General features: G+C 45.8%; 14 protein-coding genes. All 14 read right to left on the bottom strand.

From position 1 onward, the window contains the following. Positions 1-7 precede the first annotated feature (7 nt). Positions 8-340 carry a 50S ribosomal protein L22 gene (gene rplV / locus ACUC6J_RS21770; RefSeq protein ID WP_007432578.1) on the bottom strand — a complete coding sequence of 111 codons (333 nt, stop codon included), beginning with the start codon at positions 338-340 and terminating at the stop codon, positions 8-10. Between the two features lie 35 nt (positions 341-375). Further along, positions 376-654 carry a 30S ribosomal protein S19 gene (gene rpsS / locus ACUC6J_RS21775; RefSeq protein ID WP_007432579.1) on the bottom strand — a complete coding sequence of 93 codons (279 nt, stop codon included), beginning with the start codon at positions 652-654 and terminating at the stop codon, positions 376-378. Between the two features lie 72 nt (positions 655-726). After that, positions 727-1,557, bottom strand: coding sequence for a 50S ribosomal protein L2 (rplB, locus tag ACUC6J_RS21780; protein ID WP_016818651.1), 831 nt, complete (start codon positions 1,555-1,557; stop codon positions 727-729). Positions 1,558-1,587: 30 nt separating this feature from the next. Then, entirely contained in the window at positions 1,588-1,878 is a 291-nt protein-coding gene (gene rplW / locus ACUC6J_RS21785; RefSeq protein ID WP_013373266.1) for a 50S ribosomal protein L23, read from the bottom strand. Continuing rightward, positions 1,878-2,501 carry a 50S ribosomal protein L4 gene (gene rplD / locus ACUC6J_RS21790; RefSeq protein ID WP_013312160.1) on the bottom strand — a complete coding sequence of 208 codons (624 nt, stop codon included), beginning with the start codon at positions 2,499-2,501 and terminating at the stop codon, positions 1,878-1,880. The genes rplW and rplD overlap by 1 nt, the downstream gene beginning before the upstream one ends. Positions 2,502-2,527: 26 nt before the next feature. Continuing rightward, the gene (gene rplC / locus ACUC6J_RS21795) at positions 2,528-3,151 is read right to left on the bottom strand and encodes a 50S ribosomal protein L3 (protein WP_013312161.1); all 624 of its coding nucleotides are present in this window, start codon (positions 3,149-3,151) and stop codon (positions 2,528-2,530) included. A gap of 32 nt (positions 3,152-3,183) precedes the next feature. Beyond that, the gene (rpsJ, locus tag ACUC6J_RS21800) at positions 3,184-3,492 is read right to left on the bottom strand and encodes a 30S ribosomal protein S10 (protein ID WP_005544556.1); all 309 of its coding nucleotides are present in this window, start codon (positions 3,490-3,492) and stop codon (positions 3,184-3,186) included. 340 nt (positions 3,493-3,832) lie between these two features. Next, the gene (tuf, locus tag ACUC6J_RS21805) at positions 3,833-5,023 is read right to left on the bottom strand and encodes an elongation factor Tu (RefSeq protein WP_013373267.1); all 1,191 of its coding nucleotides are present in this window, start codon (positions 5,021-5,023) and stop codon (positions 3,833-3,835) included. 92 nt (positions 5,024-5,115) lie between these two features. Next, positions 5,116-7,194 (bottom strand): elongation factor G, encoded by a 2,079-nt coding sequence (fusA, locus tag ACUC6J_RS21810; RefSeq protein ID WP_016818650.1) that lies wholly within the window; start codon positions 7,192-7,194, stop codon positions 5,116-5,118. Between the two features lie 47 nt (positions 7,195-7,241). After that, positions 7,242-7,712, bottom strand: a complete 471-nt coding sequence (gene rpsG / locus ACUC6J_RS21815; RefSeq protein ID WP_007432586.1) for a 30S ribosomal protein S7 — start codon at positions 7,710-7,712, stop codon at positions 7,242-7,244. A gap of 50 nt (positions 7,713-7,762) precedes the next feature. Beyond that, on the bottom strand, positions 7,763-8,185 hold the full coding sequence (rpsL, locus tag ACUC6J_RS21820) for a 30S ribosomal protein S12 (RefSeq protein ID WP_007432587.1): 423 nt from the start codon (positions 8,183-8,185) through the stop codon (positions 7,763-7,765). A gap of 144 nt (positions 8,186-8,329) precedes the next feature. Then, positions 8,330-8,581, bottom strand: coding sequence for a ribosomal L7Ae/L30e/S12e/Gadd45 family protein (locus ACUC6J_RS21825; protein WP_016818649.1), 252 nt, complete (start codon positions 8,579-8,581; stop codon positions 8,330-8,332). A gap of 221 nt (positions 8,582-8,802) precedes the next feature. After that, a complete protein-coding gene (gene rpoC, locus ACUC6J_RS21830; RefSeq protein ID WP_016818648.1) occupies positions 8,803-12,417 on the bottom strand; it encodes a DNA-directed RNA polymerase subunit beta' in 3,615 nt (1,204 codons plus the stop codon). A gap of 140 nt (positions 12,418-12,557) precedes the next feature. After that, on the bottom strand, positions 12,558-16,103 hold the full coding sequence (rpoB, locus tag ACUC6J_RS21835) for a DNA-directed RNA polymerase subunit beta (protein ID WP_016818647.1): 3,546 nt from the start codon (positions 16,101-16,103) through the stop codon (positions 12,558-12,560). Positions 16,104-16,253: the final 150 nt, after the last annotated feature.

Raw genomic sequence — 16,253 nt, forward strand, 5'->3', positions numbered from 1 at the left:
TCCCTCCTTATTTTTCAGATACCACCAGAGTAATATGACTGGTGCGTTTATTGATGCGGCTTGCACGACCCATTGCACGCGGGCGGAACCGTTTCATTGTAGGACCTTGGTTTACAAAAACCTCAGATACTACCAATTTATTTACGTCCATAGAGTAGTTGTGATCTGCATTTGCGATAGCAGAATTCAGCAATTTCTCAACGACTGGAGAAGCGGATTTCGGAGTGTGACGAAGAATTGCAATCGCCTCACCTACCTGCTTGCCACGAATCAAATCGATAACAAGTTTCACTTTGCGAGCGGAAATCCGCACGGACTTAGCATGTGCTTTTGCTTCCATTGAGTTACCTCCTCTCAAACACTACGCTGTGTTGATTATCTTCTTGTTTTCTTATCGTCATCCGTATGGCCTTTGTACGTACGCGTTGGAGCGAATTCGCCCAATTTGTGTCCAACCATATCTTCCGTTACGTATACAGGCACGTGTTTACGACCATCATATACACCAAACGTGTGTCCGATAAATTGCGGGAAAATTGTAGAGCGACGGGACCAAGTTTTGATCACGACTTTTTTGTCAGACTCGTTCAAAACCTCTACTTTTTTCAACAGGTAACCATCAATAAATGGTCCTTTTTTGAGACTGCGACCCATTTGTGAATCCTCCCTTCGTTAAAACGTAGTCGTTCTTTAATATGTTAACGTGCGACTTAAGCGCACGTTTTATTACTTAGTACGACGACGAACGATGTACTTATCAGATGCTTTGCCTTTTTTACGTGTCTTGTAACCAAGGGTTGGTTTACCCCATGGAGACATTGGAGATTTACGTCCGATTGGAGCGCGACCTTCACCACCACCGTGTGGGTGATCGTTAGGGTTCATAACAACACCGCGAACTTCAGGACGTTGTCCCAACCAACGACTACGACCAGCTTTACCGATCTTAACAAGCTCGTGGTCTTCGTTACCTACAGATCCGATTGTAGCACGGCAAACTTTCAGAATGCGACGCACTTCACCAGAAGTCAAACGAATTGTAACATACTTCTCTTCTTTACCAAGAAGTTGGGCTTCCGTACCAGCAGCACGAACAAGTTGGCCACCTTTACCCGGTTTCAATTCGATATTGTGGATAACCGTACCTACTGGAATGTTTTCCAATGGCAAGGAGTTACCGATTTTAATATCGGAGTCCGGACCGGATACCACTACATCTCCTACTTTCAGACCTTTAGGAGCGATGATGTAACGTTTTTCACCATCCACATAGTGGATAAGTGCGATGTTGGACGTACGGTTTGGATCATATTCGATCGTAGCAACGCGGCCCGGTATTCCATCTTTGTTACGTTTGAAGTCAATAATACGGTATTTACGTTTATGTCCGCCGCCATGATGACGAACTGTAATTTTACCTTGGTTATTACGTCCAGCTTGCTTGCTCAGAGGTGCCAGCAACGATTTCTCGGGCTGATTTGTTGTGATCTCCTCGAAAGTAGATACAGACATTGCACGTCTGGCCGGGGACGTCGGTTTATACTTTTTAATTGGCACTGAGTTTCCCTCCTTACTTTACAGATTCAATTATACTGTTTCAAAAAACTCAAGCGGCTTACTGTCTTTGCTCAGCGTTACGAACGCTTTTTTCCACTCGCTCGTATAGCCGGAATGACGTCCGTAGCGTTTTGGTTTTGCAGGAACACGAAGTGTGTTAACGTTACTTACTTTCACGTTAAAAATCGCTTCGATTGCTTTCTTAACTTCGACTTTGTTGGAACGAATGTCAACTTCGAAAACATATTTCAAGTCATTCATCATACCAGCCGTACGTTCGGTGATAATCGGACGCTTGATAATATCACGAGGATCCTTCATTACGCGAGCACCTCCTCTACCTTCTGAACTGCTTCCTTCGTAATGATCAGTTTGTCGTGTCCGAGCACATCAAGAACATTAATGCCGTCTGCGGCTACAAACTTCACACCAGGAATATTACGAGCGGACAGCGCTACATTATCATCATAGCTAGGAGCTACAATCAATGCTTTACGATCTGCTTTAAGGTTATTCAAAATGGCTGCGAATTCTTTCGTTTTAGGTCCGTTCAGTGTAAGAGCGTCCAATACGATGATTTCATTCTCAATCACTTTGGATGACAGTGCCGATTTGATCGCCAGACGACGAACTTTTTTAGGCAATTTGTAAGCATAGCTGCGTGGAGTCGGACCGAATACAGTACCGCCGCCAACCCATTGTGGTGCACGAATCGAACCTTGACGAGCGCGACCAGTACCTTTTTGTTTCCAAGGTTTACGTCCGCCGCCACGTACTTCAGAACGTCCTTTTACTTTGTGAGTACCTTGACGCAGGGAAGCCAATTGCATAACAACAGCGTCATGAAGAACGTGTTTATTCGGCTCGATACCGAACACTGCATCATTCAATTCAATTTCGCCAACTTGGCTGCCGCTAATATTAAATAGTGCTACTTTTGGCATTTCGTGTTCCTCCTTTCTTCAGTTAATTATTTTTTCACCGTTTCTAATACTTTAACGAAGCTGTTTTTAGGTCCTGGAATGGAACCTTTCACGAGCAATACATTACGTTCTGTATCAATCTTAACAACTTCAAGGCGTTGGATTGTTACCGTTTCATGCCCCATGTGTCCTGGCAGGTGTTTACCTTTAGGAACGCGGTTAGCTTGAATGGAACCCATAGAACCTGGACCTCTGTGGTAGCGCGAGCCGTGTGCCATTGGTCCGCGGCTTTGTCCCCAACGTTTGATAACGCCGGCAAAACCTTTACCTTTAGAAATACCTGTTACGTCAACGAATTCGCCTTCTGTGAAGACATCAGCCTTCAGTTCTTGGCCAACCTCGTACGCAGCAAGGTCGATGCCACGAAGTTCACGAACGTAGCGCTTAGGTGCAGTATTTGCTTTTTTAGCATGCCCTGCTTCAGGTTTATTGGATCTTTTTTCTTTTTTATCAGAGAATCCGAGTTGGATAGCTTCGTATCCATCGTTTTCCAGATCTTTTTTTTGCAGAACAACACAAGGACCAGCTTCGATAACCGTAACAGCAAGTACGTTACCTTCAGGGGTAAACACTTGAGTCATTCCGAGTTTTTTTCCTAAGATACCTTTCATGTTGACACCTCTTTTCTTTTCCTGATTACATATTACAATTTAATTTCGATATCTACACCGGACGGCAGGTCCAAGCGCATCAAGGCATCCACTGTTTGTGGAGTCGGATTAACAATGTCGATCAAACGCTTGTGTGTGCGCATTTCGAATTGTTCCCGAGAATCCTTGTACTTGTGTACCGCACGGAGAATAGTAATGATTTGTTTTTCAGTTGGCAGCGGAATTGGTCCGGAAACACCTGCACCCGAACGTTTAGCTGTTTCAACAATTTTCTCAGCGGATTGATCAAGAATTCTGTGATCGTAAGCTTTCAAACGAATACGAATTTTTTGCTTTGCCATTTTAGTCCCTCCTTCTATCGCCCAATTTGGTATCGGACATACTCCGTGAAAATTTTCCGACAGCCCTCCCATGGCAAAGGGGCCGGGTGTGTCAGTAACCTCTCACATCATCGCACAGTCACAAACAACATTAGTTATTATATCGAATACTTCTGCCTATTGCAAGCAAAAACGAAAAAAACAATGTATCTTATTTTCAAAGATAACAATTGTGCTCGCAGCTCGCGATTTTTCTCAAGAGAAAAGCCCCCGCACCATGGCAGGGGCTCGTTTTGCTTCGTTCCAATACAATGTTACTCGTTCCAGTACAATGTTGCTATATTCAAGGCTCGAAGCCTTATTATTTAGAGATTGTTGCTACAGCGCCTGCACCAACTGTACGTCCGCCTTCACGAATGGAGAACTTAGTTCCTTCTTCAATCGCGATTGGGCTGATCAGTTGAACAGTAACCGTAATGTTATCACCAGGCATTACCATTTCGGAACCTTCTGGCAAAGTAATGATACCAGTTACGTCAGTTGTACGGAAGTAGAACTGTGGACGGTAACCAGTGAAGAAAGGTTTGTGACGTCCGCCTTCTTCTTTAGTCAAAACGTAGATTTGAGCAGAGAATTCTGTATGTGGGTTAACAGAACCTGGCTTAGCCAATACTTGACCACGCTCGATTTGTGCACGATCTACACCGCGAAGCAGTGCGCCGATGTTGTCACCAGCTTGAGCGGAGTCAAGCAATTTACGGAACATTTCTACGCCTGTTACTACGGATTTACGGGATTCTTCTTGAATACCGATGATTTCGATTTCGTCGCCCACTTTAACTGTACCACGCTCTACACGGCCTGTAGCAACTGTACCACGACCAGTGATGGAGAATACGTCCTCGACAGGCATAAGGAAAGGCTTGTCAGTGTCGCGTTCTGGAGTTGGGATGTATGTGTCGATTGTTTCGAACATTTCAACGATTTTCTTAGCCCAGTCGCCATCTGGGTTTTGCAGTGCTTCACGAGCGGAACCACGAGTGATTGGAGTGTCGTCGCCTGGGAAGTCATACTCGCTCAGCAAGTCGCGAACTTCCATTTCAACCAATTCCAGCAACTCTTCGTCTTCAACCATGTCGCATTTGTTCAGGAATACAACGATGTATGGAACACCTACTTGACGGGACAAGAGGATGTGTTCACGAGTTTGTGGCATAGGACCGTCAGCAGCGGATACAACCAGAATAGCTCCGTCCATTTGTGCAGCGCCAGTGATCATGTTTTTAACATAGTCGGCGTGACCTGGGCAGTCAACGTGTGCATAGTGACGGTTAGGTGTTTCATATTCCACGTGTGCAGTGGAGATTGTGATACCGCGTTCGCGCTCTTCTGGAGCTTTATCGATTTGATCGAATGCTACAGCAGCACCACCGTAAGTTTTGGAAAGTACAGTTGTGATTGCAGCAGTCAAAGTTGTTTTACCATGATCGACGTGACCAATTGTACCGATATTAACGTGCGGTTTGTTACGTTCAAACTTAGCCTTTGCCATTTGAACAATTCCTCCTCAATAACATGTTTTATTTTTAGGCTGTCGGAAACCTCTTGGAAAACCTAGAGTATCCGATCAGCTAATACACTGTATTACTCGCCGCCTTTGGTTTTGGCAACGATCTCTTCAGCAATGCTCTTCGGAACTTCTTCATAGTGATGAAGCTCCATGGAGAACACACCGCGTCCTTGTGTACCGGAACGAAGTGTAGTGGAATATCCAAACATTTCGGACAATGGAACCATTGCACGAATAATTTGGGCACCGCCACGGGAATCCATACCTTCAATCCGACCACGACGGGAGTTCAGCATACCCATTACGTCTCCCATGTATTCCTCTGGAACCGTTACTTCAACTTTCATAATCGGCTCAAGCAATACAGGTTTACATTTGTCTTTCGCTGCTTTCAGCGCCATTGAACCGGCAATTTTAAATGCCATTTCATTGGAATCGACATCATGGTATGATCCATCCACGATTGTAGCTTTAACGTCCACAAGCGGGAAGCCTGCAAGGACACCGTTCTTCATTTGCTCTTCAATACCAGCAAGTGCAGGTCCGATGTATTCTCTTGGAACAGAGCCACCGACAACCTTGCTTTCAAACTGGCTACCAGTACCTGCTTCAAGTGGTTCGAACTCAACCCATACGTGACCATATTGACCACGACCACCGGATTGACGAACAAACTTACCTTCAACACGTGCTGGAGCACGGAATGTTTCACGGTATGCTACCTGTGGTTTACCAACATTAGTTTCCACTTTGAACTCACGACGCATACGGTCAATGATAATGTCCAAGTGAAGCTCACCCATACCTGCCAAGATAGTTTGGCCAGTTTCTTCGTTAGTCGAAGCGCGAAGAGTTGGATCCTCTTCGGTCAACTTACCGAGTGCAACTGCCATTTTGTCTTGGTCAGCTTTGGTTTTAGGCTCAACCGCGATTTCGATAACCGGATCAGGGAAGTTCATGGATTCGAGAATAACAGGATTCTTCTCATCACACAGTGTATCACCTGTACCTGTATCTTTCAAACCTACGGCTGCCGCAATGTCACCGGAGTATACTTCAGTGATTTCTTGACGGCTGTTCGCGTGCATTTGAAGGATACGTCCGATACGTTCGCGTTTGCCTTTTGTTGCATTCAATACGTAAGAACCGGATTGAAGAACACCGGAATATACGCGGAAGAATGTCAATTTACCAACGTAAGGGTCCGTCATGATTTTGAAGGCCAATGCGGAGAAAGGCTCTTCATCAGAAGAATGACGTTCAACTTCCGTTCCATCTTCCAGATGACCTTGAATACTTGGTACATCAATAGGAGCTGGCAGGTAATCAACAACTGCATCCAGCATCAGCTGAACACCTTTGTTACGGTAAGAAGATCCACAGATAACTGGGAAGATCTTAACTTCTACAACACCTTTACGGAGAGCGGCTTTAATTTCTTCAACCGTGATCTCTTCGCCTTCAAGGTATTTCATAGTCAAATCTTCATCCAGTTCAGCAACCTTCTCGATCAATTCGTTGCGGAGTTCCTCAACTTTGTCTTTGTAGTCCGCAGGAATTTCGGCTTCTTCGATATTTTGACCAAGGTCATCTTTGTACATATGAGCCTTTTGTTCAACAATATCGATGATACCTAAAAAGTCATTTTCTGCACCGATTGGAAGTTGAATAGCAACTGCGTTCGCTTGAAGGCGATCACGCATATCAGCTACAACGTTCAAGAAGTCGGCACCGATAATATCCATTTTGTTTACATATGCGATCCGTGGAACGCCATAGCGATCAGCCTGTCTCCATACGGTTTCAGACTGAGGCTCAACGCCTTCTTTCGCACTGAAAACACCAACTGCTCCGTCCAATACACGAAGGGAACGTTCAACTTCAACAGTGAAGTCAACGTGCCCCGGGGTGTCGATGATATTGACGCGGTGACCTTTCCAGGCAGCGGTCGTCGCAGCGGAAGTAATCGTGATTCCGCGCTCTTGTTCTTGTTCCATCCAGTCCATTGTCGCAGCACCTTCGTGAACTTCACCGATTTTGTGCGTACGGCCTGTGTAGAACAAGATCCGCTCTGTTGTTGTGGTTTTACCCGCGTCAATATGAGCCATGATCCCGATATTACGTGTATTTTTCAAGGAGAACTCTCTTGCCATGAAATGGGTCTCCCTTCAAAATTGAAGTTATTTTTTTAAGCTGAATCCTACCAACGATAGTGAGCAAACGCTTTGTTCGCTTCAGCCATTTTGTGCGTGTCTTCACGTTTCTTCACGGAAGCGCCTGTGTTGTTGGAAGCATCGATAATCTCAGCCGCCAAACGCTCTTCCATAGTTTTCTCGCCGCGGTTGCGGGAGTAGTTTACGAGCCAACGTAATCCCAGGGACGTACGTCTTTCTGGTTTTACCTCGATTGGTACTTGGTAGTTGGCACCGCCGACACGGCGTGCTTTAACTTCCAGGACTGGCATGATATTCTTGATAGCTGCTTCAAACACTTCCATCGGGTCATTACCCGTACGTTCTTGGATAAGCTTGAACGCATTATACAGAATGCTTTGAGCAACGCCTCGTTTTCCGTCGAGCATGATGCGGTTGATCAAGCGAGTAACCAACTTGCTGTTGTATACCGGATCTGGCAACACGTCTCTTTTGGTAACTGGACCTTTGCGTGGCATGGATATCCCCCTTTCTTACATGTTAAACCTGCATACGCGGTTTATATTCATTAGGATTTTTTAGCTTTAGGGCGTTTTGCGCCGTATTTGGAACGAGCTTGCATGCGGTTGTTTACGCCTGCAGTATCCAAAGCACCGCGAACGATGTGGTAACGCACACCCGGAAGGTCTTTTACACGACCGCCACGAATCAGCACTACGCTGTGTTCTTGAAGGTTATGTCCAATACCTGGAATGTAAGCAGTCACCTCTACACGGTTCGTCAAGCGAACACGAGCATATTTACGAAGTGCGGAGTTTGGTTTTTTCGGAGTCATAGTACCTACACGAGTGCAAACTCCGCGTTTTTGCGGGGCACTGATGTCGGTAGCTTCACGTTTCAAGGCATTAAAACCTTTTTGCAAAGCCGGTGATTTCGATTTCTCGATTTTGGCTTGACGTCCTTTACGAACCAGTTGGTTAATAGTTGGCATGTTGGTTGCCACCCCCTTCCTCAATTTTTGCTGTTACTTTACAAACCTTATCTAAGCCCACAGACCCAGGCGGTTCATAAAAGAACAAATGAAAAGTCTTTGCCGCCAAGAATAACGATTCCCTAGACAAAAACGTTCCTTACCCTATTGTTTTACGATAGCAGCCATCGCGGCTCCCACTTCAATCCCGCATGCAGCTCCGAGATTTTTCATTGTATCTACGAGAGTCACTTTGACCCCGTGCTTGTTGCACAAATCAATGATGTTGGAAGTGAAACGCTGATCTGCATCTTCTGCCACATATACTTCCGAGGCGAAGCCCATTTCTACCATACGAATGGTTTGTTTGGTACCGATTTTGACATGAGCATCTTGCAGTCCCTGTTCTTTAGACATATCTCATTCCTCCGAAAAGACCCAATAGCATATAGGCTGCTCACGCACCTTTGCTATATTAGCATTGACTATGAACAATGTCAAGACAATTATCAACTATAATCTATATAAACAAAGTAATACGTTACATTTTTATAAGAAGTACCGGAGCACCGTTGCTACAGCCTTTACCAAAGCTTATATCTACGGTGTTCCGGGCTTATCATATTATTTTTATATTACTACTCAGCTGAAATGGGTTCGAGTTCCTCAGATGAGGATTGCCCCTCTTCAGGCTGGGCAAATTTCACGCTACGGTAACGATTCATACCTGTTCCCGCAGGGATCAATTTACCGATAATTACATTCTCTTTCAATCCAAGCAACTGATCGACTTTTCCTTTGATAGCTGCATCTGTCAGGACACGAGTAGTTTCCTGGAAGGAAGCTGCTGACAAGAAGGAGTCCGTTTCCAGAGAGGCCTTAGTAATACCAAGGAGAACCGGTTTGGCTACCGCTGGTTCTTGGCCGCTGAGAATCGCTATCTTGTTTGCATTTTCATACTCATGCACATCCACAAATGAACCTGGAAGTAGTGTTGTGTCACCCGCATCAATGATACGAATTTTACGCAACATTTGACGAATCATAACTTCTACGTGCTTGTCGTTGATTTCAACACCTTGGTTCCGGTATACACGTTGAACTTCCTGAAGGATATAGTTCTGCACCCCGCGAATACCTTTAATACGCAGCATTTCTTTAGGGTCAATCGAACCATCCGTCAGTTCGTCCCCGGCTTCAACAGTCATGCCTTCGCTTACGCGCAAACGTGAACCATAAGTGACCGAATAGGTTTTTGTTTCAGCTTCACCCTGAATGTCGATTTCGCGACGGTCTTTCCCTTCACGAACTTCTTTAACTACACCGTCAATTTCACTGATGGTTGCCTGACCTTTAGGATTACGTGCTTCAAAAAGCTCCTGGATACGAGGCAAACCTTGTGTGATATCGTCGCCCGCTACACCACCTGTGTGGAACGTACGCATGGTGAGCTGTGTCCCTGGTTCACCGATGGATTGAGCCGCGATAATACCAACCGCTTCACCAATCTCAACGTGTTTGCCAGTAGCCAGATTACGGCCGTAACATTTTTTGCAGACGCCATGTTTGGCACGGCAGCTTAGCACGGAACGAATTTGAACTTTATCCACACCAGCTTTGACGATCGCCTCAGCTTTGTTGGAGTCAATCAATTCGTTGCGTCTAGCCAAGATCTCACCCGTCTCAGGATGACGTACGGTTTCGAAGCAATAACGACCTTCCAGACGATCGTACAGGTCCTCAATGACTTCTTTACCGTCTTGGATGCGGCTTACTGTAAAGCCTTTATCCGTTCCGCAGTCATCTTCGCGCACGATAACATCTTGTGCCACATCAACGAGACGACGAGTCAGGTAACCGGAGTCAGCCGTACGTAACGCTGTATCCGCCAAACCTTTACGCGCTCCGTGAGTGGAGATGAAGTACTCGAGTACTGTCAGACCTTCACGGAAATTCGATTTAATTGGGAGCTCGATAATACGACCCGATGGATTCGCCATCAGTCCACGCATACCGCCAAGCTGGGTAATCTGCGATTTGTTACCACGCGCTTTGGAGTCAACCATCATCATGATAGAGTTGTAGCGATCCATGGATTTCATCAAAATGTCTGTAATATCGTCTTTGGCCTTGGACCAAATATCAATAATCCGATCATAGCGTTCCTCGTTCGTAATCAGACCACGACGGTACTGATTGGTCACGACTTGCGCTTTATCATCAGACGCTTTAAGAATATCCTGTTTCTCTTGAGGTACAACTACGTCTGCCACAGCAACCGTCACACCTGCACGAGTGGAATACGTAAAGCCAAGCTGTTTGATTTTATCCAAAATCACAGCAGTTTCTGTCGTATGGTAAATCTCAAAGCAACGGGCGATGATATTACCAAGGTAATCCTTGCCCACTCCACTAGCTTGCGGAGCGTTCTGGATGGCTTCAGTGAGGTTTACACCCTTATCGTAAACAAAGAACTCTTCAGCAGTACCATAGAGCAGGTTGGCACGAGTAGCGTCATTGATGTACGGGAAGCTTGCCGGGAAAATCTCATTAAAGATAATTTTACCCACGGTTGTAATCAACATTGCATCCTGTTGCTTCTCTGTAAAGCTAGTTTTATTCAAAGCCTTAACCGGAATAGCTACACGAGCATGAAGACCCGCTGTTCCACGTTGATAAGCCGAGATAGCCTCATTCGGGTTGCGAAGGATCATGTTGCTTCCCTCTTCTTCCTTGTTGTCCATAGTCAAATAGAATGAACCAAGGACCATATCCTGGGAAGGGGTAACAACAGGCTTGCCGTCTTTTGGATTCAAAATGTTGCCGGATGCCAGCATGAGCAAACGAGCTTCCGCTTGAGCCTCTGCAGACAATGGAACGTGAACCGCCATTTGGTCACCGTCAAAGTCGGCATTATACGCCGTACATACGAGTGGATGCAAACGAATCGCACGACCTTCAACCAAGATCGGTTCAAACGCTTGAATACCCAATCTATGCAGCGTAGGGGCACGGTTTAGAAGAACCGGATGTTCTTTGATTACTTCTTCGAGCACATCCCACACTTCAGCACTCACACGCTCTACTTTACGCTTCGCACTCTTAATGTTGTGTGCCAAACCTTTGTTAACAAGTTCTTTCATAACAAAAGGTTTGAACAGCTCCAGCGCCATCTCTTTTGGCAGACCGCATTGGTACATCTTCAAGTACGGCCCTACTACGATAACGGAACGACCGGAGTAGTCAACACGTTTACCGAGCAAGTTTTGACGGAAACGTCCTTGTTTACCTTTCAGCATGTGGCTGAGGGATTTCAAAGGACGATTACCCGGACCTGTAACAGGACGACCACGACGACCATTATCAATCAGAGCGTCAACAGCTTCCTGCAGCATCCGTTTTTCATTTTGCACGATAATATCTGGCGCACCCAGATCTAACAAGCGTTTCAGACGGTTATTACGGTTAATAACACGACGATACAGATCATTAAGGTCAGAAGTAGCAAAACGTCCACCATCCAGCTGTACCATTGGACGAAGCTCAGGAGGAATAACAGGCAGTACGTCCATGATCATCCAATCCGGTTGGTTGCCAGAGTTACGGAATGCCTCAATAACTTCAAGGCGCTTGATCGCACGGTTTCGACGTTGCCCTTGAGCTGTACGCAGCTCTTCTTTCAAAAATTCCAATTCTTTGTCTATATCTAAATCTTGAAGAAGCTTTTTAACCGCTTCAGCACCCATTCCTGCCTGGAATCCGTAGCCATATTTCTCACGATAGCTGCGGTATTCTTTCTCGGACAGGAGTTGCTTTTTCTCCAAAGGCGTATCTCCTGGATCGGTTACAACATAAGATGCGAAGTAAATGATCTCTTCCAAAGATCTTGGAGACATATCAAGAGCAAGACCCATACGACTCGGAATGCCTTTGAAGTACCAAATGTGCGATACAGGAGCTGCCAACTCAATGTGGCCCATACGCTCACGGCGAACCTTAGCGCGAGTAACTTCTACTCCACAGCGGTCACAGACAACACCTTTATAGCGTACACGTTTGTACTTGCCACAGTGACATTCCCAATCTTTCGTAGGTCCGAAAATTTTCTCGCAAAATAGTCCTTCTTTTTCCGGTTTAAGCGTACGATAGTTAATCGTCTCCGGTTTTTTGACTTCTCCGCGGGACCAAGAACGAATCTTTTCGGGGGAAGCAAGCCCGATTTTCATATATTCGAAATTGTTAACGTCCAACAAGGAGCAACCCTCCTTAACCAAATCCTGAGTTTTTAGGTTTGATACCGCCCGGCAGCACCGGGCGGTATCAAGAAGCCTGATCCATCCAAAAATAGATCGAGGCATATAACAAAGCTGATATGAGTCAGTCAGCAGTCAAATTACTCTACGCCAACCTCAGAGCCTTCCAGATTCAAACTCAGCTTATCGCCAGTTGTGTCATCTTCATCATCAAGCTCTCTCATTTCGATCTCTTGTTCGTCTTCAGACAGAATCTTCACGTCCATACCCAAGCTTTGCAGCTCTTTGATCAAGACCTTGAATGATTCAGGAACACCCGGTTCAGGGACATTTTCACCTTTGACGATGGATTCGTAAGTTTTAACACGTCCAACCACATCATCGGATTTCACAGTCAAAATTTCCTGAAGCGTGTACGCTGCACCGTAGGCTTCCAGCGCCCATACTTCCATCTCCCCGAAGCGCTGACCACCGAATTGGGCTTTACCACCCAACGGCTGTTGCGTAACGAGAGAGTAAGGACCTGTAGAACGGGCATGGATCTTATCGTCGACCATGTGCGCCAGTTTGATCATGTGCATGACACCGACAGTAACTTCACGTTCAAAACGATCACCTGTACGTCCATCATACAACACCGTCTTACCATTGCGTTGCATACCCGCTTCTTCCATCGTATCAAATACGTCATACTCCTTGGCACCATCGAATACTGGAGTTGCCACATGAATACCAAGACGCATTGCAGCCATACCCAGATGCACTTCGAGCACCTGTCCGATGTTCATCCGTGAAGGTACGCCCAGTGGGTTCAGTACGACTTGTACTGGGGTACCATCTGGCAAGAATGGCATATCTTCTTCAGGCAGAATACGGGCAACGACACCCTTGTTACCGTGACGTCCGGCCATTTTATCGCCTTCGGAAATTTTACGTTTTTGAGCAATGTATACGCGTACCAGCTGGTTTACACCCGGTGGCAGCTCATCGCCATTTTCACGTGTAAATACTTTAACATCTACAACGATCCCGTCGGTTCCATGAGGAACTCTCAAGGAAGTATCGCGAACCTCGCGCGCCTTCTCACCGAAGATTGCATGCAAGAGACGTTCTTCAGCTGTCAGCTCAGTCACACCCTTAGGTGTTACTTTACCAACAAGAATGTCACCTGCGGCAATTTCCGCACCGATGCGAATGATGCCGCGCTCATCTAGATTACGAAGTGCTTCTTCACCAACATTCGGAATATCACGAGTGATTTCTTCTGGTCCAAGCTTCGTATCACGAGCCTCGGATTCGTATTCCTCGATATGGATCGAGGTGTATACATCCTCTTTAACCAGCTTCTCGCTCAGCAAGATGGCATCCTCGTAGTTGTAACCTTCCCAAGTCATGAACGCTACGACAACGTTACGTCCCAATGCCAACTCGCCCATTTCTGTGGATGGACCATCCGCTAGAATATCGCCAACCTTGACAATATCGCCTCTGTTTACGATTGGACGCTGGTTGATGCATGTTCCTTGGTTAGAACGCATAAATTTGTGTAATTTATACTTAACAATATCGCCTTTTACTTCAGTACCATCTACATTTTCAATACGACGCAACCAAATTTCGTTAGCCGAAGAACGTTCAATTACCCCGTTGTACTTGGACACAACGCAAACACCAGAATCTTTTGCAGACTTATGTTCCATCCCTGTTCCTACCAAAGGCGCTTTCGGAATCAGTAGTGGAACAGCCTGCCGCTGCATGTTGGAACCCATCAATGCGCGGTTCGAGTCATCATTCTCCAGGAACGGAATCAGTGCAGTAGCGACCGATACGACCTGTTTAGGCGATACGTCCATGTAATCAACACGGCTACTTGCCATCGGAATAATGTTATCAGACTGCTTGTTATAGCGGACAATAACAATTTCATCCTTAAAGGTGTTTTCTTCCGTCAATTCCGCATTTGCCTGAGCAACGATGTAGTTATCTTCTTCATCAGCAGTCAGGTAATCAATCTGATCTGTAACTTTTCCGGTTTTCGGATCTACCCAGCGATAAGGAGCTTCGATAAATCCGTACTCGTTGATACGTGCGAAAGTGGACAAAGAGTTGATCAAACCAATGTTTGGTCCCTCTGGTGTCTCGATAGGACACATACGGCCGTAGTGACTCGGATGGACGTCACGCACTTCCATGCCCGCGCGTTCGCGCGTCAAACCGCCGGGTCCGAGTGCAGACAGACGACGTTTGTGCGTTAATTCAGCAAGCGGGTTTGTCTGATCCATGAACTGAGACAGCTGGGAGCTACCAAAGAACTCTTTAATCGACGCAATGACCGGACGTATGTTAATCAGCGCCTGTGGCGTGATTACATTAGCATCCTGAATTGACATTCTTTCGCGTACCACGCGTTCCATACGGGACAGACCAATACGGAACTGATTTTGCAGCAACTCACCTACAGAACGCAAACGACGGTTACCCAAATGGTCAATGTCGTCTGTACTTCCGATTCCGTGAAGCAAGTTAATAAAATAACTGATGGAGGAAATAATATCGGCAGGCGTAATGTTCTTAACCGATTTATCGATATTTCCATTGGCAATCAGTTTTACTACTTTACCGTCTTCAATCGGTGAGAATACATCAATCGTTTGAAGCGGAATATCGTTGCTTTCCAATACGCCACTAGCAACATGATACGTACGATGTCCAACCGACTCTTCTAGTTGTGCCAAAATCTCGTCCAACAGGCGGCGGTCTACCATTTGCCCTGCTTCAGCGATGATTTCACCAGTTGTCGTATCAATCAGTGTCTCAGCAAGACGTTGATTGAACAGACGGTTTTTGATGTGAAGCTTTTTATTGATTTTGTAACGGCCTACGTTGGCCAGATCATACCGTTTTGGATCAAAGAAGCGTGCAACAAGCAAGCTCTTTGCGTTATCCAATGTTGGTGGCTCACCCGGACGAAGACGCTCATAAATTTCAATCAGCGCTTTCTCCGTGGAATCCGTGTTGTCTTTATCAAGTGTGTTGCGGATATATTCGTCATTGCCGAGCAAATCCAGAATCTCAGCATCAGTGCCAAAGCCAAGCGCACGCAGCAACACCGTAACCGGAATTTTACGGGTACGGTCAATCCGGACATAGATAATATCCTTCGCATCCATCTCCAGTTCGAGCCAAGCCCCCCGGTTAGGAATTACCGTTGCGGTGTATGTTGTTTTCGCATTCTTGTCGACTTTTGTGCTGAAATAGACGCTGGGAGAGCGAACCAACTGGCTGACAATAACCCGTTCCGCACCGTTAATAATAAACGTACCCGTTTCAGTCATCAGCGGGAAGTCTCCCATGAATACTTCCTGCTCTTTCACTTCCCCGGTTTCTTTATTAATAAGCCGGACTTTTACCCGAAGCGGTGCTGCATACGTAACGTCGCGTTCCTTTGCGTCGTCAACGGTATATTTGGGTTCTCCGAGAGAGTAATCGATAAACTCCAGAATCAGATTTCCTGTGAAATCTTGAATTGGAGAAATATCCCGAAACATTTCCCGTAATCCTTCCTCCAAAAACCAATCATAGGATTTTTGTTGGATCTCAATCAGGTTGGGAACCTCGAGTACCTCATTAATACGTGCATAACTGCGCCGAGTGCGTCGACCATATTGAACAAGATGTCCTGCCAACTTAAACTCACCCCTCATGTCTACTCACTTTAAAAATACATTGCGAACCTCTGTTTGTGACCTTATAATAAGACACATACAGATGATTCGATCTTACAAATACAGAAAAGCCCTTACTCGAATGCATTCGAAAAAAGAGCGACGTATCTG

The organism is Paenibacillus sp. JJ1683, from assembly GCF_053006485.1.

Coding starts and splice junctions, on each gene's coding strand:
- rpsG (WP_007432586.1), bottom strand. CDS start 7,712: ATGCCACGCAAAGGTCCAGTTACCAAAAGAGACGTGTTGCCAGATCCG.
- rplC (WP_013312161.1), bottom strand. CDS start 3,151: ATGAAAGGTATCTTAGGAAAAAAACTCGGAATGACTCAAGTGTTTACC.
- tuf (WP_013373267.1), bottom strand. CDS start 5,023: ATGGCAAAGGCTAAGTTTGAACGTAACAAACCGCACGTTAATATCGGT.
- ACUC6J_RS21825 (WP_016818649.1), bottom strand. CDS start 8,581: ATGTCTAAAGAACAGGGACTGCAAGATGCTCATGTCAAAATCGGTACC.
- rplV (WP_007432578.1), bottom strand. CDS start 340: ATGGAAGCAAAAGCACATGCTAAGTCCGTGCGGATTTCCGCTCGCAAA.
- fusA (WP_016818650.1), bottom strand. CDS start 7,194: ATGGCAAGAGAGTTCTCCTTGAAAAATACACGTAATATCGGGATCATG.
- rplD (WP_013312160.1), bottom strand. CDS start 2,501: ATGCCAAAAGTAGCACTATTTAATATTAGCGGCAGCCAAGTTGGCGAA.
- rpsJ (WP_005544556.1), bottom strand. CDS start 3,492: ATGGCAAAGCAAAAAATTCGTATTCGTTTGAAAGCTTACGATCACAGA.
- rpsS (WP_007432579.1), bottom strand. CDS start 654: ATGGGTCGCAGTCTCAAAAAAGGACCATTTATTGATGGTTACCTGTTG.
- rplW (WP_013373266.1), bottom strand. CDS start 1,878: ATGAAGGATCCTCGTGATATTATCAAGCGTCCGATTATCACCGAACGT.
- rpsL (WP_007432587.1), bottom strand. CDS start 8,185: ATGCCAACTATTAACCAACTGGTTCGTAAAGGACGTCAAGCCAAAATC.